The following is a 19537-nucleotide window of genomic DNA, read 5'->3' on the forward strand; positions in this document are numbered from 1 at the left end:
CCTGCGACATCCATCAGGGGCAAACGGGTCGGAACTCACATGGGTCCGACGCGAGCATTTTTCTTTTGTACTGTCGCTGAGCGCATCGTCGCCGGATCAGCGGCCGGAGGCCTCCGCTTTTCACAGGTAGGCGCGCTTCGAAACGTCCGCTTTGATGAGGAGGCCGGGCATTTCGGCCCGCCGTTGGGTGGCGGAAACTCCAATGTCTCAGATGCGTCAATAGCGGTCATCGCCCCGCTCTGACCAAGGCGGGCAGGGGAGATCCGCTGCTGAATTAAAGGCGCGGGTCGGAAGCTCCGCTTCCGCGCTCCGGCGCGGCAGGCGACGCGACATTGAAGCGAGGGCCCGACGCATAGTCGGCTGCACCGAAGTCGCGGTCCTCAAAGAGATACGGGTAATAGAAAGTGCGCAGCTTCTCGTGGAAATCCCGGACGCGTTGCTGATAGGCCAATTGCGCGACGACGTCGGTTTCCGCAGCGCGGTGCATGATGCGCTGGAAGCCGACGGGCGGCATCAGCCAGCCGGCCGTTCCGGCCAGTGCTTCGCGCCGTTCAACCCCTTCCCTATAGGCCGCTGACATCTCGGCGACGGCCACGTCGCCGAGGTGCTGGGCCGCGAAATACCATTTCCAGTGAAAGGGTGCGGTCATGGGCTCGGTGTCCGACCACTCCGGATATAGGGCGAGAAACCGGTCGAGGGTCGCCTGCCGGGGCAGGTCCCACGCGCCGTGAACGGCGTCCCGGTTCTCGCGCATGAGCCGGGCCCCCTCCGGCGTGGGAACCGCCGCGTTGACAACCAGGCTTGCAGCGGCAGGACCAACCAGCGTCAAGGCGAACCACAGTCCGGCAAGGGCGGCGGCGTTAACCGTCGACCGGCCGCCAAACCGCGCCACCAGCACCACGAGGAGTGTCCAGAAAGCCACCAGGCCGACCAAGGCGGAGGCGAAAAGAGCAGCCTTGTCTGGAGAAGCGCCTTCGAACGCGGCGCCGACGGCGAACGGGAGCGCCAGGGCGGCTCCGACCAGCCCTGCCCGTACGAGGACGCGGGGCAGGAAGATGCGCGAAGCCGCCCTCGGGAGGGCTCGCAGCGCGCCGAGCCGCCCAGCCTCCCGCTCGCCGGACCAGAGGTCGTGCAGCAGAACGATGAGCACCAACGGTGCGAGATAGATGGCGACGAAGGCGAGATCGAACCGGCTGGGCAGGGCCAGCTCGGGATTGGTCTGTTCGTTCTCATAAATCTGGGCTTCGAGCGCGAGGGGCCGGACGCGCAGGATCGACGGGGCGGTGTCCCGTTGTCCCAGCGCGGCGAACGCCAGGCCGGACGGCGCATTCCAAGTCACGCGGAAATCGCTGTAGGCGTACGTTCCCGCGTCCTCGGCATGGCCGATCAACGCCTGCTCCTCACCCGCCTGCAGCTGAAGGACGCGCGTGATCGACGCGCGCTCGCGCGCAACCTCCGCCATTCCGAACGCCACCGCGACACAGGACAGCAGGCACAGGACGATGACCCCGGCCAGGGCCGCTGGCGACCGACCGAAGAACCGGATTTCACGAGCCAGAGATCTCATGTCGTCACCTGCCCGAGCCGCCGGCCGGCGATCACAAACAATCCAATGGCCGCGAGCAGCCAAGCGGTCAGAACCGCCAGGCCCGGCAGCATCCCGCCCACGCGTTGCGCCGGCGTCGCGGGGCGGAACTCGAAGTCGGGCAGGGTCGCCCAGTTGTCCGCCGACACGCGCGTCCGCCTTTCCGCTTCCGGGTCCCGACTGCGGGCTGCGTCGTCCTCAGCTCGGACGCCCTCCGTATGCAGGCGGTTAAGCCGCTGGATCAGGTCGAAGCGGTAGGCCTCCGCCTGTTCGAGAAAGCTGACATGGTTTTCGAGACCGGTGGCGGCGCCTGCCATAGACGCCTGACGCACCGCGAGGGCGGGGCTCAGGACGGCGCCGGCTTCGAGCCAGGCCGACTGGGCGCGCTGCTGATCGGCCGTCCGCTTCGCAGAGTCGGCGAACAGACGCGATGTCAGGGCCTCCCCCTCGGCCGCGACCAGACCGCGGAAATTCACGGGAAGATCTTCGACCTGCTCGACGCCATAGGCCGCCAGTGTCCGCTCTCTGAAGGTCGTAAAGAAGGGATCGTCCGGGTTGTGACTGTCGCCGATCCGGCGGGCGTCCTGGGCGAGGCGAAGATCCATCTCCACGCGCGTCGGCGCAGGCTCGGCCTGAGCGGCCAAGGCCGCGGCGCCGCGAGGCACGACAACGACCGCGACCGCCCATACGGCGATCAGGCTCAGCAGGGCGCCGCGGCTGGACCGGGCCAGGGTCGAGACCGCCACCACCCCCAGAACCCAGATCGCCAGATAGGCGGCATAGCCGCCGCCGATCAGGGCTGCCGAAGCGGCTTCGGCCGGTGCGGAGGCTGCGGGGACAGCCAGTGAGACAAGCGCCGGCGCAAGGGCGACGCCACCGATGGCGCCCAGCGCCAGCGCCTTGCCGACGAGCACGTCGCCGGCGTGCGCGCCATGAAGCCGCAACTGTTTGAGCACCCCCGTCTCGCGCTCGCGGGCGACCGTGGAGAAGCCGAGGAAGATCAGCAGCAGCGGGGCCAGCGTTTGAAGCACGAACGCCGGTGTCAACTGGCCGAAGCGGATCAGGCCCGAGGACTCGCGCATCGCTCCGAAAGTCGCGGAGTTCTGACGGTGGCCCTCCAGGAACAGGGTTGTGCCGGTGAAGGGATCAACGCCCGGTTCGAAGGCCGCAAGCGGGCTGACCGGTCGCTGGACATAGGTGCCGTAGTGCACGGCGCGGTGCGGGTGGCGATCCGGTTGGGCTTCGAATGCATGATCTGCGGCCGCCTGGTGTTCGGCCCGGGCGGCCCGCTCGCTGGCGATATGCGCTGAGGAAGTGGCGGCGGCGACCGCCGAGAGGAGAACAAGAGCGATCAGGCCCAGCCAGGCGGTGCGCGTGCGGGTCATCAACCGTAGCTCGCCCGCCGCGATACGAAGGGCGCGTCTCATGCGGCGTCAGGCCCTGCATAGCTCTGGTGCAGAGCTTGGATGTCGAAGCGCGGTCCTTGCGCTGCAGCCGTCCATTCCTGGGCGATGCGCCCGCCTTGGAGCACGCCGATCCGGTCAGCGGTGTCAGCGGCGCCGAACAGGTCATGAGTGACCATCAGGGTCGCCACCCGCCGCTTCCGCAGGTCGATCAGCAGATCGTGAAAGTCCCGCGCCGCCGCGGGATCGAGGCCCGAAGTCGGCTCATCGAGCAGCAGAACCGGCGTCTGTCGCAACAGGGCCAGGGCGATCGCCGTCTTCTGACGCATACCCTTTGAGAAGCCGCTGACGCGGCGCGTCCGAGCCGCGGGGGCCAGCTTCACGGCGTCGAACGCCTGATCCAGCTCGGCCCCGGTCCGCGTCTGGCCGGCGAGGCCAAGGAAGTAGCGAATGTTTTCGAGCGCGGAGAGGTGGTCGTAGAGGGCGACGTTTTCTGGGAGATAGGCTGCGGCTGCCCGGACCGCGTCGGGGGCGACCTCGGGATCGTGCCCAGCGACTTGGATCACGCCGCTTGATCGCTTGATCAGACCCAGGATGGCGAACAGGGTGGTCGACTTGCCTGCGCCGTTTCCGCCCAGCAGGGCGTAGATCTCGCCGGGCGCGACCGTGAGCGAGGCTCCGTCGACAGTCTTCCGTCCGCCGCGCAGCACGACGAGATCATCGGCGATGAGGGCGGGTGTATCCATGTCAGCTCTCAAAATTCGGCCCTCAGCGACGCGCGGAGGGTTCGTGGGGCCCCCGGATAGATCCAGTTCGAATTGTACGAACTCTGGGCATAGTGTTCGTCCAGCAGGTTGTCCGCCTCGGCCCGGAAGGTGAGGTTGGATGTGACTGGCAGCTCGAAGGCGGCCTTGGCCTTCCAGTAGCCGGGCAGCAGCAGTCCGCTGGTGTCCGTCGCGCCCGACCGTTCACCAACGTAGCTGACGCCGCCGCTGAGCGACCATTCGCGCGGCCCTTCGGAGCGATAGACCGCGAAGACTGCGCCTGACCGATCCGGAACGTTCAAAGCCAGGGGCGTGGCGAAGGCGTCGTCGTTGTTGCGGGCCTCGTTCCAGATGAAGTTGGCGACCGCCTGCCAGCCTCGACCGAGGCGCAGGGAGGCATCGAACTCGACGCCCCGGCTCCGCAATGATCCCACCGGCGCCAGGAAGTTGACGTCGTTCGGGTCGGTGGTCAGGACATTGCTCTTTTCAATGTCGAAGCCGGTGATGCCCACATCCAGGACGTCCCACCGCCCCGACAGGCCAATCTCCCAGCCCTTTCCCTCTTCGGGCGCGAAGGCGGCGCCGCCCGCCCCGCTGCCGGAGTTGAGCTGGAAGGACTCGCCCCAGTTGGCGTGGACCGAGACGGCGTCACTGACGGCGAAGCGCGCGCCGAGGCGGAAATTGAGCGGCTTGTCCTCGGCGATGCTGGTCGCCCCGGTTAGGTTTTTCAGCAGTTCCTGTTTGTAGCTGTCCAGCCGCACCCCGCCGACGAGCGTCAGGCGATCCGTCACCTCCCAGAGATCCTGGGCATAGAGGGTGACGACGCGACGGGTCTCGCGTTGGTCAATCGACGGCAGCAGCGGCAGGGCCTCGGCGACGCCGTAGACGGGATTGAAGATGTCGATCGCATAGGGATTGGCGGCCGTTGGGTTGCGCCGGTTCAGCAGCTCCAGATAGTCCAGCCTATAGGCCTTGAGCCCAAGGCTGGGCCGGTGCGTGCCGAAGGCCTGGACCTCGCCGCGTAGCTCGACCCGGGCGGACAGGTCCTCCACCTCGTAGCCGCGCTCCCGGCGTTGGCGCCACAGCGTCCGCCCATCCGGCTGCAGCCGCGACTGGTCGGCCGAGAAGCCGCGCAGGGAGCCTGTGCGCCAGGCGACGCCGCCGACCAGCGACCACCCGCCCGACAGTTCAATATCGCCAGTCAAGTGATGCCGGGTGTCGCGAGCATCCGTGTCGCCATTATCCGGCTCGCCGAGAAACCGCGAGGCGGGCAGGGCCAGCGGGTCGCCGTTGACCGCCGCCACGCCCCGATCGAAGGGTGAATCGTAATGAATGTGCTGACCGATGTAGGTCAGACGGACCGTATCGGTCGGCAACCAGGTAAGGGACGGCGAGAGGACCCGGCGATCGAGCCCGACATGATCGCGGTAGCCGTCGCTTTCCTCCGCCGCCACGACCAACCGCGCCGCCAGGGTGTCGGACAACGGACCAGCGGCGTCCAGCTCCACCCGGCGCGTGCCGAACGAGCCGAGGGTCAAGGTTGCCGAAGCCTGCGAGGAAAAGCGGGGCGTCTTCGTCACCATGTTGACGCGGCCGGCGGGATCGATGTCGCCGAACACGGCCCCGGCCGGACCCTTCAGGATTTCGATCCGCTCGATCGTCGCTGGATCGCGCGCGGGGGCGCTGCCGCGATTGGCGATGAAGCCGTCAACGTAATATTCGCCGCCTCCGTCAGCCGTGCTGAGAAAGCCTCTGATGGCGAAATTGTCGGCGAAGCCGCCGCGGTTGTTCTGTTGGCTGCTGCCGCTTACCAGCTCCAGGGCGTCGCTGAGGCGATAGGCTCCGGCGGCCTGCAGGATGTCCTGTTCCAACGAACGACTGGACTGGGACATGACTTCCGTCGCCCGGTCAGAGGACAGGGTCTGGTCCCGGGATGTGCGGGTCCCGATCACAACAATCGAGCCGATCTCGACCGGTCCTTCGCTCACTGCCTGCGCTGAAGCCGGGAAGGCTGCCACAAGTCCGAGGAGACTGGCCCCGGCGGTCAGGAGTCTGCTGCGGCCCGATGTTGAGGACGGCGGGAACGGAAACGCGCGGGGCAAGACACAAATCCAGGGAGCGAATGGAGGGTGTTATAACGTATCGTTTCGGGTGAGCGCGGGCAATCGCCGAAAAGGTTTCTTTTGTCATCGACGCCTTTCCAGAGGCGCCAAGGACGGTGGATAGGCGTGTTCCGGAATCGGATGATTACGGCGCCCAGCGCATTTGGCCGACGACGTGAGGCAGGAGCCTTCCGCCGCCGAGGGTAAGGGGCTCGGCGAGGGCTGAGCCGGTGCTGAAATCGATGGCCCTGAGTTGCGGCTGATCGGAACGGCCAAGCTCCAGGGCCCAGTCGGATCCCCTAAGCACGGCCCCGTCGGTCGTGTCCTGACGGATGAGACCCGCCTGCGTCAGCTGCTCGGCGAGCCGGTCGAAAATTTCAGGGGTCACGTCGAGGGACAGCCCGATGATGTCAAAGCGGCCCTGGCCCTGCGCCGCCCGAGGGGCGAGGATTTCGGCGCGCGCGGTCCGCGGGGCCCCGGCGACGTCACCCGTCTGCCAAGCGTGAAACTGCGGCAGATAGACCATGGCCCAGACGGAGAGATGGTCGCCGGCCGCAGTCTCGTCGCACTGAACCGCATCGTACCAGGGGACCGGAGGCTCGGCCCGCCGGTATGATACGGGGGTGCGCGTGAATTCTTCCCGACAGGTCGCGCGCCAGGCGGCGTCAAGCGCCTCGAAGGCGGCAGGGTCGTCATGGCCGATCGCAAGCCCGACCTTGCCGACCGGCTCTCCAAACCGGTTGTCCGGCGCGAAGATCTCCAGATAGGTCCGCCGCCCGCGGAAGAAGACCCTGTCCGCGCCGGGCGTCGGCGGCGCGTAATCCGGCAGCCCGCCGTCGGTTCGTCCCAGGAGTTTGGCGAGTTCCGCGCTGTCGCGGAAGACAGCGAAGGTCTCGGCGTCGACGACGACATAAACGTGGTTCAGCGCCGCGGCCTGCGTGGCCGGCTCTGAAGCGCCGGGATCGGGCCCGACCGCGCCGGCCCTGGCGACCGGGGCGGTCGCCAGGGCGATCAAGCTGACGGCAAGTGGGACGATCCGCATCCTACCACCGCTTGCTGAGCGTCAGGCGCGCGGTGCGCGGCGCCTGCGGATAGATCTGTGAGAAGCCCCCGGTGATGAAGATGGTCTCGTCTGTCACGTTGTCGACGTTCAGACGGACTTCGTAACCTTCGCCGAACGCGTAGGCGGCGTTCAGATCCACCCGGGTATAGCCGGGCAGATCGAGGGTGTTGCTGGTGGTGGCCGCCTGGCTGGAGGCGTGGAAGACGCCGCCGCCGACGGAGAGGCCTTCAAGCGCGCTGTTGAAGGCCCAGGACGTCCACAGGGCGGCCTGATGGTCCGGAACGCCGGCCAACCGGTTGCCGACAATGAAGCTCGAGGTGTCTTCGACGATCTCGCTGTCGCTGTAGGCGTAGGAGGCGACGAGGGTCCACGGCTCCAGCGGCCGCGCGGACACCTCGGCCTCGACGCCGCGCACACGGATCTCGCCGGCTTGGATGACCAGGTTGAAATCGACGGGGTCGGAGACCACGGCGTCGGTCTTGGTGATCTCGAAGGCCGACAGGGTCAGTTCGGCCCTGCCGTTGAACGCCAGCGCCTTGGTTCCGATCTCGAACTGCTCGCCGCGGGTGGGCTTGGGCGTCAGCCCGCTTTCAAGCAGGCCGGCGTCGCCCTCGTTGCGCGAGGACCGGGCCCAGCTGCCATAGATCGACCAGTCCGGCGTGACCAGATAGGTCAGGCCGGCCCGGGGTGAGAAGGGCCGGTCTGTGCGGCTGACGCCCGGATCGACGAAGTCGGCGCTGAAGGCGTAGGTCTTAACCTCCTCCAGACGTCCGCCGAGCAGCAGCCGCCAGTTGCTCCAGGCGATCTCGTCCTGAACATAGAGGCCGGTCGAGGTGTAATCGTAGTGGCTGTCGCCGACCGGGATGTAGCCCGTTGGGCGGCCGGTGCGGACCGGGTTCAGCAGATCGATCGGCTGGCCGTAGGCGATCTGGCCGTTGAGGAAGGACAGCTCATCGCGGCTGTAGTCCAGCCCGATCAGCAGGCGGTGGGTGAGCGGGCCGGTGACGATCCGGCCGTAGAGTTCGGCCTGGAGCGTCAGATCGTCCTGGGTCTCGTCGTAACTGACGAAGCTGCGGTTGACGGTCGTGCCGGACAGCGGAGGGAAGCCGTAGTTGAAGAACTGTTCCTCCGGCACGTCCACCGCCGAAACGAAGCCGCCCAGGCGAAGGCGCCAGTCGGCGTTCAGGCGGCGGTTGAACTCCACACCGGCGACCCATTGCTCCTTTTCGATCCGCATGAAGTCCTCGCCGTAGTTGCGGCTGACCGGCTGAGCGAGGAAGGCGGCGCCGTTGCCAAAGCCGCGGTCGAAGGCGGCGTCGCGCTGGAGATATTCGAGCCGGGCCAGCAGGCTGGTAGCAGCGTCCGGACGCCATTCCACGACGGGGGAAATGTAGAGTTGCCTGTTGTCGACCAGGTCGCGATAGCTGCCGGCGGTCTCATAGCCGACGTTGAGGCGCGCCAGCACCGTGCCGTCGGTCGTGATCGGCGTGTTCACATCGAGGCCGCCGCGCCAGTATTCGTTGGACCCGCCGACGAGGAAAGCCTCGCCGCCCGACCAGCCGTAGGGCCGTTTGGAGACGAAGTTGACGACGCCGCCCGGCTCGAAACGGCCGTAGAGGGCCGATGCGGGACCTTTCAGGACCTCGATGCTCTCGACGCCCTGCAGGTCGATCTCCGGCTGACTGACCGACTGGCGGAAGCCGTCACGCAGGGTCGAGATGTTCTGGAAGCCGCGGATACGGAAACGCTGATTGCCCGAGAAGCCGATGGTGCGCTGGACGCCGCTGACGGTCTCGGCGGCCTCGCCGATGTTGGAGACGTTGCGCAGGTCGAGAAGCTCCCGTGACACGATGCTGACCGTGAAGGGCGTCTCGAGAACCGGCGCGCCGGTCTTGGTCGCGGTTTCCCCGGGAAGCCGGCCAAGCGGACGGCCGAAGACCGTGATGGCGTCCAGTTCAACGACGTCGTCGTCGGCTGTGAGGATCGGAGCGTCCTGAGCGAGCGCTGGGGCGGCCAGAAGGGCGGCGAGGCTGGCGGTGGTGAGCAAAAGTTTCATGGATCCCCCAACGAATGGTGGGGCTTGTTAAGCTATAACATTGCATCTAGTCACCCCTGCGGGATGGATTTTTCAGTTCCATCAATCCGGACGCGTGAGACATGCTGAGACGAACCTTCCTGTTGGCCGCCGGGGCATCGGCGCTCTCAGCCTGTTCGGCTCCTCAGGAAGAACTGTCGGAGACGCAGGACGGCGAGGGGACGCCCATCCTGCTCAGACACGCCCGCTACCTGAAGCTCGAGCGCCACGACGGATATGTTGTCGCGCGACTGCGGGCGCCGGTGGCCGATCAGAGCGGCGGTCAGGCAAAGGAGCAGGAGGCCGTCCTTGTCCTGGCTCCGCGCGAGGGGCCGGAACCGAAGCTTCCGGCCGGACTGCGAGACGCCGCCCTGATCCGCACCCCGGTGACCCGGATCGCCGCCAACGCCGGGTCCGACGAGGCCTACCTGGGGCAGCTCGGCGTTAAGGATCGCCTCGTGGCCGTAGGCGGCCGGGTGTCCTTCGACGACGAGGTGCGACGCGGCGTCATCGAGGGGCGGATCGGTCAGATCGGCTACAACTGGCACGCTCCGCCCAATCTCGATGTGCTGCTCGCCGCGCGGCCCGACGTCTTTCTGATGCGCCTGTCCGACCTGGCCCACACCCCGGTGCTGGATCGGGCGCGGCGGCTCGGCCTGGTCGTGGCGCCGACCTTCGCCGAGGATGAGCCCACCTATCTGGGCCGAGCCGAATGGATACGGCTTCATGGGATGCTGACGGGGCGGGAGGCGCAGGCCGATCGCCTGATCAGCCAGATCGAAGCGCGGGTCGAGGCGCTCAAGGCCGCGGCGGCGGCGCGCCCGGCCGTTCCGACGCTGTGGGCCTATCCGGCTGGCGGAGACCGCTGGGTGGCCACCGTTCGCGGGGCGGAACAGGCCTATCTGTCCGACGCCGGCGGGCGCAACCTGTTGCTCCGGCCGGAAGACCCGCGCAGATGGTCGTCCGAGACCCTGGCGACCGAACAGATTCTGCCGGTGGCGGAACAGGCCCAGGTCTGGATTGTCGGTGACCTGCACGCGGCCCCGCCGCGCAGCACCGTGGTGGAGGGCCTTTCGCCAGCGTTCCGCGCTGGTCGGTTGTTCGCCAACACCGGGCGCAGCAATCTCCCCGCCAATGCCTATGACTGGTACCAGACCGCCTTTGTCCGGCCGGACTGGGTCCTGGCCGATTTCGTGAAGGCGCTGCATCCCGACCTGGTCGACGAGCCCTTTCGCTTCCTCAAGCCCGTCCCCCGAGGCGCCTACAGATGACCGCCGCCCACGCGCGGCCCGCGCTCATCGCAGGAGCCCTAGCCCTTGTGCTTCTGGTCGTGATTCTGGCCGGCCTGATGATCGGCCAGGTCATGCTGAGCCCCGGTGACGTTTTGTCCGGCCTCGGATCGATCGGAACCGGATCGATGGAATCCAGGATCGTCGTCGATCTTCGCCTGCCTCGGGTCCTGGCGGCCGTCATCGGTGGCGCCGCCCTGGGCCTGGCCGGCCTGCTGATGCAGACCCTGTTCCGCAACCCGCTGGCCGACGCCTGGTCGCTGGGTCTGATGGCGGGGGGGCAGTTCGGCGCGGCGCTGGTCGTCGTGGCCGGGGCGATCGTCGGTCCCGGCTTCCTGATGGTCCTGAGCGGCTTCGCGGGACTGGGTGTCGTCGCCGGCTCGGTGCTCGGCACGCTGGGCGTGGCGCTGGCCATGAGCGCCATGGCGCGTCGCGTGGGCACGGTCACCCTGTTGGTCTTGGGTCTCATGCTGGGTTTCCTCGCCCAGGGCCTGATCAGCGTGCTGCTGCATTTCACTAACCGCAGCCAGGGCGGATCTTCGCCGCTTGGAACGACGCCACTTTCGCCAATGTGGTCTGGGGCGACTTCCTCACCCTGGCGCCTTTGCTGATGATCGGTGTGGCGGGCGCCGTCGTGCTGGCCAAGCCCCTGACAGCCCTGATGCTGGGCGACGTCTATGCCGAAAGCCTGGGCGTGAATGTGCCTCGGCTGCGGCGACTGGTGCTTGGGACGACCATTCTGCTCGCCGCGCCTGTAACGGCCTTCTGCGGTCCGGTGGCCTTCATCGGCCTCATCGTGCCGCATCTGGCGCGCGCAATGATCGGGTCAGCGCGGATCGGCGCCTTGATCCCGGCGACGGCCCTCATTGGGGCGGCCCTGGCCTTGGCGGCGGATCTGGTGGTTCATCTGCCGTGGGACCAGCATTTCCTGCACCTCAACGCCATCCTGGCGCTGATCGGCGCGCCGCTCGTGATCCTCCTCCTTCTGAAATCCCGCAGCCTGCGGGGAGGGGAGGGCTGATGTACGAGATTGAAGGTCTGGAGATCGGCTATGGACGAACCGTCCTCTCGACGCTCGAAAACGTACTCGTCGAGCCGGGCGAGTTCATCTGTCTTCTGGGCCGCAACGGCCAGGGTAAGTCGACCCTGCTGCGCACGCTGGCGGGATTCATTTCCGCCGTGAACGGCGAAGCGCGGCTGGATGGACGGCCGGTCCCGCAGTGGCCCGCGTCCGAGCGAGCGCGCAAAGTCGCCGTGGTCCTGACGGATCGACCCATGGTCGGGTCGCTGCGGGTCCATGAGCTGGTGGCCATGGGCCGGCAGCCTTACACGGGCTGGACCGGCGCGCTTTCGGACAAGGATCGCGAAATCTGCGACGGAAGCCTGAAACAGGTCGAAGCCGCCCATCTGCGCGACCGCTTTGTCGACAGCCTGTCCGATGGCGAACGGCAGCGGGTGATGATCGCCCGGGCCCTCGCCCAGCGCCCTCGAGTGATGCTGCTGGACGAGATCACCGCCTTCCTCGACCTGCCTAGCCGAGTGACGATCACCGCGACCCTGCGCCGGATAGCGCACGAAACAGGGGTGTCCATCATCCTGTCCAGCCATGATCTGGAGCTTTCACTGAACGCCGCGGACCGGGTCTGGCTGCTGCCGGGCGGAGGCAGGTTCATTGATGGCGCGCCTGAGGATGTGGCTTTGTCAGGCGCGATCGGCGAGGCCTTCGATCAGGCCAATCTGGCGTTTTCGCTGCTGAACGGCCGATTTGAGACGCGGGGGGGCCACCGTGGAACGGTCTTTATCGAAGCCAACGGTCCATCGGCGGTCTGGCTCGGCCGGGCCGTCGAACGGCTGGGCTTTTCGGTTGGAGGTGCAGAGGCAGACGCTGAGGCCATCGTCCGCCAAACCTCACGGGGATATGAATTCAAAGGCGAGACCTTTTCGACGGTTTGGTCCCTGAGCAAGGCGCTCAACAGGCAGCTCGGCGAGGCGCCGCGTCGATGTCGCTGACGGTCACCAATGCCGGGCGCGAACTGGCTGGATCTCTAGGGTTTTGTGAACTGGGACGAACGGCTGGCCTTTGACGTCCAGCGACAAACCGCAGATCGACAGGTGAAACGTGGGAGCGCCGCTGGGACCACCCCTTCGGACACGTTCGCCTCTCCCAATGGTCTCTATCTTCGTGATCTCCACGGCTTCGTAGCCGACTAGGCGCGGCGGGCGGGCTGCGTTTCGGCCGGGAACGGTCGCTGTCCGATCAAGTTGTCCGGTGACTGGCGGCTCGGTTCGCCGATCATCTATGGAGCAGTTGCATGGAAGACGCCCGCGTCTGGCAAACCGAAAAAAGTCTCTGGACGGAGGGCGAGGATCAATACCGCAGCCTAATCGACGACGACTGTCTGATGGTGGTTCCAGCCGACCCATTCATCGTCGCCGGCGAAGAGGCTGTGCAAGCCGTGAGCGACACTCCGCGGTGGACCGAAGTGGATATCCTGGACGGCCGCATCTCGCGCCCGCAGCAGGGCCTGATCGTCGTCGCCTATGGTGTTCGCGCCAAGCGATCCGACGAGGTCTATCAGGCCTTTTGCACCTCCACCTACCGCCGCCTGGGCCACGATGACTGGCGCGTGGTCCAGCATCAGCAGACCCTGCGGCCTGTGGCCTAGACCATCGCGCCTTGAGGTTGAACCCAGCAGAAGACCCCGCAGATCGTCCCCGCCGCCGGGCAGGGGGCTCGGCGGGACCTCGTGCCGGGTCCGCCTGCAGCCTCGACAGACCAGAGCGTCCGCGGGATAAATCCAGGACGAAGCCGGGCGAGCCTGCGACGAAGCCACGTCGCGCGCGCATTGGCTAGGGGCAGAACGGGTTCGATTTCCCATCCGGGGGCGGCCGGGCGGGCCGAACAGCGATCCTCCGACATCAACCCGAGGTCCGTCCGTGCCGCTCGCCACGCCTCAGGCCAGGCTCCGGGACCTTCCCTCCTTACATTTTGGCCTGGCCGGACGGCGCGGCGTCGGCCGCTCACAAAGCCGGCTGGATCAGCCGAAGCTCGACAAGCTGGTCGCGGTCCGCGTCCGACGAGCCGGTTCAGTAGGGGCACCCGCCGCGCGCGGTCATGGGGTCCGGTTAAAGGGGGACGACGAAGACCCTTTCATATCCCTGTTCATCAGGGGTCGGAAACACCACAACGCCAGCATTGGCGTCGTTGATGAGCGACCGCGCCAGTCGATTGAACTCTTTCTCCCGACCCTTCCGGCGTATGAGCATCAGGCCGTCGTCGCTCGCTTCCAGCCGATAGGCCGGGTGATTGTCGCGCACCTTGTCCAGAAAGCGCCCCATTTGCGCAGACTTCACGACGTGAAGCCTGGGTCAACCGCGACCTGACCGCGCATGGGACGCCTAAGCGATCCTCGGGACGGCGGCGGGCGGCGGCATCCGCCGTGAAGGCGTGCCGATGGGCGAGGCGAAGATCGGCTACACAAACCCGCTTCGCCATGAGAGCGTCGCGCCATGTGCAATCTCTACCGCCAGCGCAGCGGCCCGCAGGCCATCCTGGATCTGGCCAACGCCATGCGGTCGGACGTGGGCAATCTGGCCCCGGGTGACGTCTATCCCGACTACGCCGCGCCGATCGTGCGCTGGGAGGGCGGCGAGCGTGTCCTGACGTCGGCGCGCTGGGGCCTGCCGTCGTCGAAGAAGGCGCTGTTCGACGCCGCGACGAAGCGGGCGGACAAGCTGCGCGGCAAGGGCAAGGAGGTCGACTTTCCGAAGATGCTCGAAATGGAGCCCGACAGCGGCACGACCAATGTGCGCAACACAGCCTCGTCGCACTGGCGGCCGTGGCTGGCGCCGGAGCACCGATGCCTGGTCCCGTTCACAGCCTTCAGCGAGCCGGGCCGGGACGCCGAGGGCCGCTATCGTCCGGTCTGGTTCCGGCTGGCCGGCGACGACCCCGATCCCCTGGCCTTTTTCGCCGGCGTCCAAGTCCGAGAGTGGTCCTGCGTCCGCAAGATCAGGACCGGCATGGAGACGTGCGACCTCTTCGCCTTTCTGACGACCGAACCCAGCGAGCCGGTGAAGTCGGTGCACCCCAAGGCCATGCCGGTTATCCTGACGACGGCTGAAGAGCGCGAAGCCTGGATGCGGGCGCCGTGGGAGGAGGCGAAGGGGCTGCAGCGGGCCCTGCCGGACGGCGCCTTGACGATCTGCTGAGCGACTCGGCTTAAACGCCGGCGCATGACGCCCGAAGACCTCAACGCCCGTCTCGACGCCATGGCGGCGGAAGCCAATGGCGATCCTGACCGGATGCCAGGCCTGATCACCGTCCAGACCGACGACTGGATCGAGCGGATCGCCACCATCGACCGCCCCCGGCCGCGCACCATCGCGGACGGCATCCGTATCAGGGACATCAAGGTCGCGGTCAGTTCGACGGCGGAAACGAAGGTGCTTACGCGCGCCGAGGCCGGTGAAGCCGGTGAGCCCTATCGTGATCTGACGGCGGCGCCCTGACGCAAAAAACGCCGGCTCTGGCGAACCGGAGCGGGCAGGCTTCGAGCCCAGGCTCGACAACTGCTTTCGCAGCTGTGTGCGCTACGTTGACGGTGTCGAAAAAGGCGGATCGGAGTGTTTAGCTTGGTATTGGCGAAAGCGGCCCTGTCCGTCGCTGCCCTGCGACGACCCCCCAGCCCTGCTACGGGGTTTGCCTTGTTTATCGGCGAGCAAAGGGTCGTGATTGTCGCAGGGAGACTCGCCGGACAATAGCGCTGCTAAAGTTCGATGAGCTGGCGACCGCAAACCGTCAGCTTGGAGGAAGCCTTGTGGCCGAGGCTTCGACCGGACGGCCTGGCTGAGTTTCTGCTTTCTCCGTCAGGCCGTTTCCGTGTGTTGCTGCGTTCAACTCCCGACACCGGCAACCTAATTATCCTGTGCGGCGCTAGACCAGCGCCGACGTCACTCTACCCCTCAGTGGCGCGGCTTGCTGGGCCTCGTGCCGAGGTTCGGCGGGCGGTCCGGGCGGGTGCGGCGTGCAACCTGGCCGGATCGCTTCCACCTTCTTGTCATGGCCTAGCTTTGGATGCCGAGCGATGACGAGCACGAACTCTGATGTGACGCTTTAGACAGTCTATCGAGCGGCTGTTGCCTCTGAGCTCCAGTCGTTTCCGGGGACGCCCTACGGATGGGGCACGGTGCTTGCGTCAGACCACCGCGACGATGCTTTTCGGGGCGATCTTTCTGGCGGCGTTTGAAGCGCTGTCAGCCTGCGGCGTCGGCTGCGATCTCTGGGAAGACTTGCCCTCGTTTTCGTCCCGCTGCCGCCGCAAACGCGGGCCGGGCCGGACCGATTTTGGACATAACGGCGTGCGGTCATGAGGCCATGAGCCCCCTAAACCTCTCGATTTTAACGGCTAGCGCTGCTGTGGTGTTAGTGGTTGGATATGAACTCTATTCGAGATGGCAGGATCGCCGCGACCGAAATCGCTACGATGATTAGGGGTCTGCTCCGGGCCGGTTAGGTCTTCGCGATCGGGAAAGGGTTGATAGAGACCCGGCTGATCAAGACGCGCAGACAGGAACAGCATGTCGCTTAAACGGTACAAAATGTTTGTGCGCGAGGCCTTCCAGACTGCGCGGGCAGACCTGGATTTGGCTGTCGAACAGACCATCGCGGCCAACGCCGCTACTGGCGGCCTGGCCAGCAGCGCGACGGTCCATCAGCTGGCCAAAACCTTTACAGGCTTCGCAACCGACGCGGTTGATCGTTGCCGGGCCGCCGCTGGGAGATCGCTCCCGCGCCAAGCCCACCTCCGTGCCGTTCTGCCCGGCGAAGTGGACCGCCTGGCCAAGGCCGTGACCGACTCCCTCGCTCGCCTGGGCCATTTCGACCATGTCCAAGAGGCAGTGCGCGCGCTGATGGCGGAACACACCGAGCGTGTGTTGCACGATCGTTTGCAGCCGCTCCAGCCCGCAGCGGCCATCGACCCGCCGCGCGCCGATATCGCCGATGGTGCATCGGGGTCTGTGTTGGCCGCTGCGCACCGATTAATTTTGATCCTGACTGGGCGAAAGCGGCTGTTGTAGCCGCAGAGCATGCGCGCACGATGGCGAGTCGAGGTTGAAGGTCTTCTTCCTGGTCCGACGGCTTCCATGCCGTCTCCGTTGCGGCACCCCCGCCCCCCAGGGCCCTCGAAGCCTGGGGGTGAGCCGGGACGTCTTCAAGGGAGGCCTCGCCAAGGGGATCGACAGCGGCCCGGACTACTACGAGGCCACAGCCTCCCCCGGAGAGGTGATCCAGCGGGGCGAGGCTATCGACAGAGGCAAGCGGGTCTTCGACTTGTGGGGACGGCGGCTCGCTTCGGTCTCCTTGACAGCGCAGACCTTCGTCAGCCCTCGTCGTGCAGAGCCTGCTCAATGTCCTTGACGGGAGAATTGATCAGGGTCTTGGCCTGTTCGAGAAGAAGCTTGTCGGTCACGGCCTGGTGAAGAAGCGGACGAATCTCACCCAAGGTGCCGGGATCGGCGATCAGGATGAGATGGTCGAAAGCCCGGGCATGGGCGGCTTTGTGGAGCCGTTCGGCGATCTGTTTCGAGAACGTGGCTTCATTAAGGTCTCGGGCTGAGACATCCGGGGGGCTCTTTCCCGCCGGCCCCTCTTCGCCCAGATTGGCCGCGGTCCAGTTGGCGTCGTGCGCCAGTGACCCGCCCTTTACATGAAACGTCTTGGCTTCTTCTCCGCTGGCGATGACGACGAATGTCCCGTCCGGAAAGCGCAGCTGGGTCATGGTTTAGTCCTTTGTGGGGGGCGGGGGGAGGAGCCGCAGCAAGCTGCCGGCTGGTTGACCCAGCTTCATGACGAGGAGCGCGTCGGGCTTTTTTCCGAGAACCGATCGGGCTTTGCCGTTTTTGCCCGACCCGTCGGGTTCAAGGGCTAGGGGTTCGCCCGGCCGCGATCGTCTGGGTTGACCGACCCATCGGGCTGGACGTTGTTGTCGGTGTCGCCGACTACCGTGCTTTCGCCTTCAATCGGTTCCAGGCCCTCACGACGGTACACTCCGCCGCCTTGGCCGATACCGGGGTTGCGCTCGAGATCGTCGGGCCCCTTGACCGGTTGGTCCTGGGGTGCGGGATGCTTGCTCATGGCCGTCTCCTATCAGCCTAGCAAACCCTACGCAGACCGCGGGGTTCCGACGGGTTGGGTCACAGGACCGCGACAAGCGGAGCGTTCGCCTTCAGCCGGTTCGTTCGAACAAAGCTTCGCCTTTTGATCCTGAGATGGCGGCCGGAGTGCGACCATCGGCCCGCGTCGGACAGGAACATGGGCGGCGCGGAGCGGTTCGCTGGATACCCCCAGATCAAAGAGGAAGCGACATGACCGTTCGCCAGAAGCCGCTCAGCCAGCAGACCATCGTCATCACGGGAGCGACGTCTGGAATCGGACTAGCGACCGCCAGGAGCGCAGCCAAGCAGGGGGCGGCCGTGGTCCTCGTCGCCCGCACCCGCGACGCGCTGGAACAGGTTGCTGGAGAGATCACAGCTGCGGGCGGTCGCGCGACGACCAGGGTCGCCGATGTCGGGGACGAAGCCCAGGTTCAGGGTGTGGTGGATCATGCGGTCGAAACTTTCGGCGGCTTTGACACCTGGGTGAACGACGCCGGCGTCGGGATCTATGGAGAGATCATGGACCTGCCGTCCGACGAGCATCGGCGCCTGTTTCAGACCAACTACTGGGGCGTGGTTTTCGGCTCAATGGCCGCGGTGCGGCATCTGGAGACCCGCGAGGGCGGAGGCACCCTGATCAACGTCGGCTCGATCAATTCGGACTTCGCGATCCCGCTCCTGGGGGCCTACGCTGCAAGCAAGCATGCGGTGAAGGGCTTCACCGACGCGCTGCGGATGGAGCTGCGGCATGCAGACAAGCCGGTCCAGGTCACCCTGGTCAAACCTTCCGGCATCGGCACCCCCTTCTCCGAACACGCTCGAAACCACACCGAGAACGAGCCTCAGGTGGCGCCCCCGGTCTACGCGCCCGAAGTGGTGGCCAAGGCCATCCTGCACGCCGCGACGCATAAGGCCCGCAGCGTCACTGTGGGGGGCGCCGGCCGGGTGATGGTGGGCAGCGCCCAGCTGATGCCAACGATTATGGACCGCGTATTCGGCTGGTCGATGCCTATGGTGCAGCAGAGCGACGACCCAGAGACGCCGGGCGACAACCTGTTCGAAGGCCGGTCGGAAGGCCGGCTGCACCGCCGGAAGGGCGCTGGCCGTCCGTTCAGCACCTACACCATGGCGGTGCGCAGGCCTGTCCTATCGGCAGGCATGCTCGGCCTCGCGGCGATCGGCGTAATGGCCCTGGTCGCCAACAGCGGATGGCGTCGTCCGCGCGCCTGACCACCGCAGGCAGGTTGGCCTTGGAAGATCCTATCTCTCCATCTCTAACACGCTTGGGACGGAGCCTCCGATGGCTGGTGGCTGGACCCGCGATGGAGCGGTGCTGGATCAAATCCACGACACCATCCTCGAGGGCGTCCTGACCGCACGCGCGCCCATGCCCGCGGCCGTGGGCGCCGAGGATTGCGTTGAATGCGGTGATTTCATACCCGAAGCGCGCCGTCGGACATTGCCGGGCGTCGCCACTTGCGGGCCCTGTCAGTCCAGCCGCGTCAGCCGGGTGATCCTCGGCGGCGTCAATCGCCGGGGCAGCAAGGACAGCCAGCTCCGCTGACCTCCTTAGGGAGATTGCCGGCGCTCTTTCCAAGGCTTTATCCCACGAGGACCGGGCCCGCAGCGATCGACCTGCGTTAAGCCGATGGAATCCAGACGCCCCATGGGGATTTCATCGACTGTGCTCACGCGCTCGCCTTCGGCCCATTCGATTGTCGGGGGTTTCAAGGCAGTCGGCTCACGGTCGTGCGGTTCCGGCGCTCGCTTCATGTCAGTCCGATTCACATGGCCCTCGGCGTCACGCCCGGGGAGGGGCGTGGCGGCGCGTCCAGCCTAGGCCCATTCAGGCCGACGGTGAGCGCTATCCAGCACGAGACGCCAACCGTTGGTCTCGACAGTGGAGAGAAGATCGTCGCGGTTCGTCGATGTATGGCCGCCGCCGTAAACGCGAGACCAATGGCTGTTGACCCCGCTCCGGGTTTCCAGCTGGAACACACGCAGCCCGCCTCTGGTGAGCCGATGGTCCTGAACAATACGAGCCTGCATTTGAACAGCGATAAGCCGCGCCCGAACCACTTGTCTATCGCGCGCCGCCG

General features: G+C 66.4%; 19 protein-coding genes. 10 read left to right on the forward strand and 9 right to left on the reverse strand.

Features of this window, described 5'->3' with window-relative positions; all coding sequences use genetic code 11:
* Nucleotides 1-274: 274 nt before the first annotated feature.
* The 6 genes from ACK4I0_RS00840 to ACK4I0_RS00865 form a co-directional block, all read right to left on the reverse strand.
* Complete coding sequence (locus tag ACK4I0_RS00840; protein WP_409607030.1) at nt 275-1567, reverse strand: ABC transporter permease; 1293 nt, start codon at nt 1565-1567, stop codon at nt 275-277.
* Nucleotides 1564-3012 (reverse strand): ABC transporter permease, encoded by a 1449-nt coding sequence (locus tag ACK4I0_RS00845; protein ID WP_409607032.1) that lies wholly within the window; start codon nt 3010-3012, stop codon nt 1564-1566. The genes ACK4I0_RS00840 and ACK4I0_RS00845 overlap by 4 nt, the downstream gene beginning before the upstream one ends.
* Nucleotides 3009-3734 (reverse strand): ABC transporter ATP-binding protein, encoded by a 726-nt coding sequence (locus ACK4I0_RS00850; protein WP_409607034.1) that lies wholly within the window; start codon nt 3732-3734, stop codon nt 3009-3011. The genes ACK4I0_RS00845 and ACK4I0_RS00850 overlap by 4 nt, the downstream gene beginning before the upstream one ends.
* An 8-nt stretch (nt 3735-3742) precedes the next feature.
* Nucleotides 3743-5644 carry a TonB-dependent receptor gene (locus tag ACK4I0_RS00855; protein WP_409607036.1) on the reverse strand — a complete coding sequence of 634 codons (1902 nt, stop codon included), beginning with the start codon at nt 5642-5644 and terminating at the stop codon, nt 3743-3745.
* 355 nt (nt 5645-5999) lie between these two features.
* A complete protein-coding gene (locus tag ACK4I0_RS00860; RefSeq protein ID WP_409607038.1) occupies nt 6000-6896 on the reverse strand; it encodes a DUF5829 family protein in 897 nt (298 codons plus the stop codon).
* Nucleotide 6897: 1 nt separating this feature from the next.
* Nucleotides 6898-8973: a TonB-dependent siderophore receptor gene (locus ACK4I0_RS00865; protein WP_409607040.1), complete on the reverse strand. Its 2076-nt coding sequence runs from the start codon at nt 8971-8973 to the stop codon at nt 6898-6900.
* A gap of 101 nt (nt 8974-9074) precedes the next feature.
* On the opposite strand from ACK4I0_RS00865, the gene ACK4I0_RS00870 reads away from it, so the two are divergent.
* From ACK4I0_RS00870 to ACK4I0_RS00890, 5 genes are all read left to right on the forward strand, one after another.
* Nucleotides 9075-10262, forward strand: coding sequence for an ABC transporter substrate-binding protein (locus ACK4I0_RS00870; protein ID WP_409607042.1), 1188 nt, complete (start codon nt 9075-9077; stop codon nt 10260-10262).
* Nucleotides 10259-10891, forward strand: a complete 633-nt coding sequence (locus ACK4I0_RS00875; RefSeq protein WP_409607044.1) for an iron chelate uptake ABC transporter family permease subunit — start codon at nt 10259-10261, stop codon at nt 10889-10891. Before ACK4I0_RS00870 ends, ACK4I0_RS00875 begins: the two co-directional genes overlap by 4 nt.
* Nucleotides 10852-11301 (forward strand): iron chelate uptake ABC transporter family permease subunit, encoded by a 450-nt coding sequence (locus tag ACK4I0_RS00880; RefSeq protein ID WP_409607046.1) that lies wholly within the window; start codon nt 10852-10854, stop codon nt 11299-11301. Before ACK4I0_RS00875 ends, ACK4I0_RS00880 begins: the two co-directional genes overlap by 40 nt.
* Nucleotides 11301-12290 (forward strand): ABC transporter ATP-binding protein, encoded by a 990-nt coding sequence (locus tag ACK4I0_RS00885; protein ID WP_409607048.1) that lies wholly within the window; start codon nt 11301-11303, stop codon nt 12288-12290. The genes ACK4I0_RS00880 and ACK4I0_RS00885 overlap by 1 nt, the downstream gene beginning before the upstream one ends.
* A 302-nt stretch (nt 12291-12592) precedes the next feature.
* On the forward strand, nt 12593-12946 hold the full coding sequence (locus ACK4I0_RS00890) for a DUF4440 domain-containing protein (RefSeq protein ID WP_409607050.1): 354 nt from the start codon (nt 12593-12595) through the stop codon (nt 12944-12946).
* Nucleotides 12947-13406: 460 nt separating this feature from the next.
* Here ACK4I0_RS00890 and ACK4I0_RS00895 read toward each other — a convergent pair whose 3' ends face one another.
* Nucleotides 13407-13619 carry a hypothetical protein gene (locus tag ACK4I0_RS00895; RefSeq protein WP_409607052.1) on the reverse strand — a complete coding sequence of 71 codons (213 nt, stop codon included), beginning with the start codon at nt 13617-13619 and terminating at the stop codon, nt 13407-13409.
* A 171-nt stretch (nt 13620-13790) separates the two neighbouring features.
* Here ACK4I0_RS00895 and ACK4I0_RS00900 point away from each other — a divergent pair, with 171 nt between their 5' ends.
* The 3 genes from ACK4I0_RS00900 to ACK4I0_RS00910 all read left to right on the forward strand — a co-directional run bounded on the left by ACK4I0_RS00900 (nt 13791) and on the right by ACK4I0_RS00910 (nt 16361).
* Entirely contained in the window at nt 13791-14492 is a 702-nt protein-coding gene (locus tag ACK4I0_RS00900; protein ID WP_409607054.1) for an SOS response-associated peptidase family protein, read from the forward strand.
* Between the two features lie 24 nt (nt 14493-14516).
* On the forward strand, nt 14517-14792 hold the full coding sequence (locus ACK4I0_RS00905; protein ID WP_409607056.1) for a hypothetical protein: 276 nt from the start codon (nt 14517-14519) through the stop codon (nt 14790-14792).
* Nucleotides 14793-15860: 1068 nt separating this feature from the next.
* Nucleotides 15861-16361 (forward strand): hypothetical protein, encoded by a 501-nt coding sequence (locus ACK4I0_RS00910; RefSeq protein ID WP_409607058.1) that lies wholly within the window; start codon nt 15861-15863, stop codon nt 16359-16361.
* 302 nt (nt 16362-16663) lie between these two features.
* Here the strand turns inward: ACK4I0_RS00910 and ACK4I0_RS00915 are convergent, their stop codons facing one another.
* On the reverse strand, nt 16664-17062 hold the full coding sequence (locus ACK4I0_RS00915; protein ID WP_409607060.1) for a host attachment protein: 399 nt from the start codon (nt 17060-17062) through the stop codon (nt 16664-16666).
* 146 nt (nt 17063-17208) lie between these two features.
* Nucleotides 17209-17418: a hypothetical protein gene (locus tag ACK4I0_RS00920; protein WP_409607062.1), complete on the reverse strand. Its 210-nt coding sequence runs from the start codon at nt 17416-17418 to the stop codon at nt 17209-17211.
* A gap of 230 nt (nt 17419-17648) precedes the next feature.
* Between ACK4I0_RS00920 and ACK4I0_RS00925 the strand changes: the two genes are divergently transcribed.
* Nucleotides 17649-18668, forward strand: coding sequence for an SDR family oxidoreductase (locus ACK4I0_RS00925; RefSeq protein WP_409607064.1), 1020 nt, complete (start codon nt 17649-17651; stop codon nt 18666-18668).
* A gap of 70 nt (nt 18669-18738) precedes the next feature.
* The gene (locus ACK4I0_RS00930; protein ID WP_409607066.1) at nt 18739-19002 is read left to right on the forward strand and encodes a TraR/DksA family transcriptional regulator; all 264 of its coding nucleotides are present in this window, start codon (nt 18739-18741) and stop codon (nt 19000-19002) included.
* Nucleotides 19003-19537 lie beyond the last annotated feature (535 nt).

The sequence above is a fragment of the Brevundimonas sp. genome (genome assembly GCF_046295775.1).
Lineage (GTDB): Bacteria > Pseudomonadota > Alphaproteobacteria > Caulobacterales > Caulobacteraceae > Brevundimonas.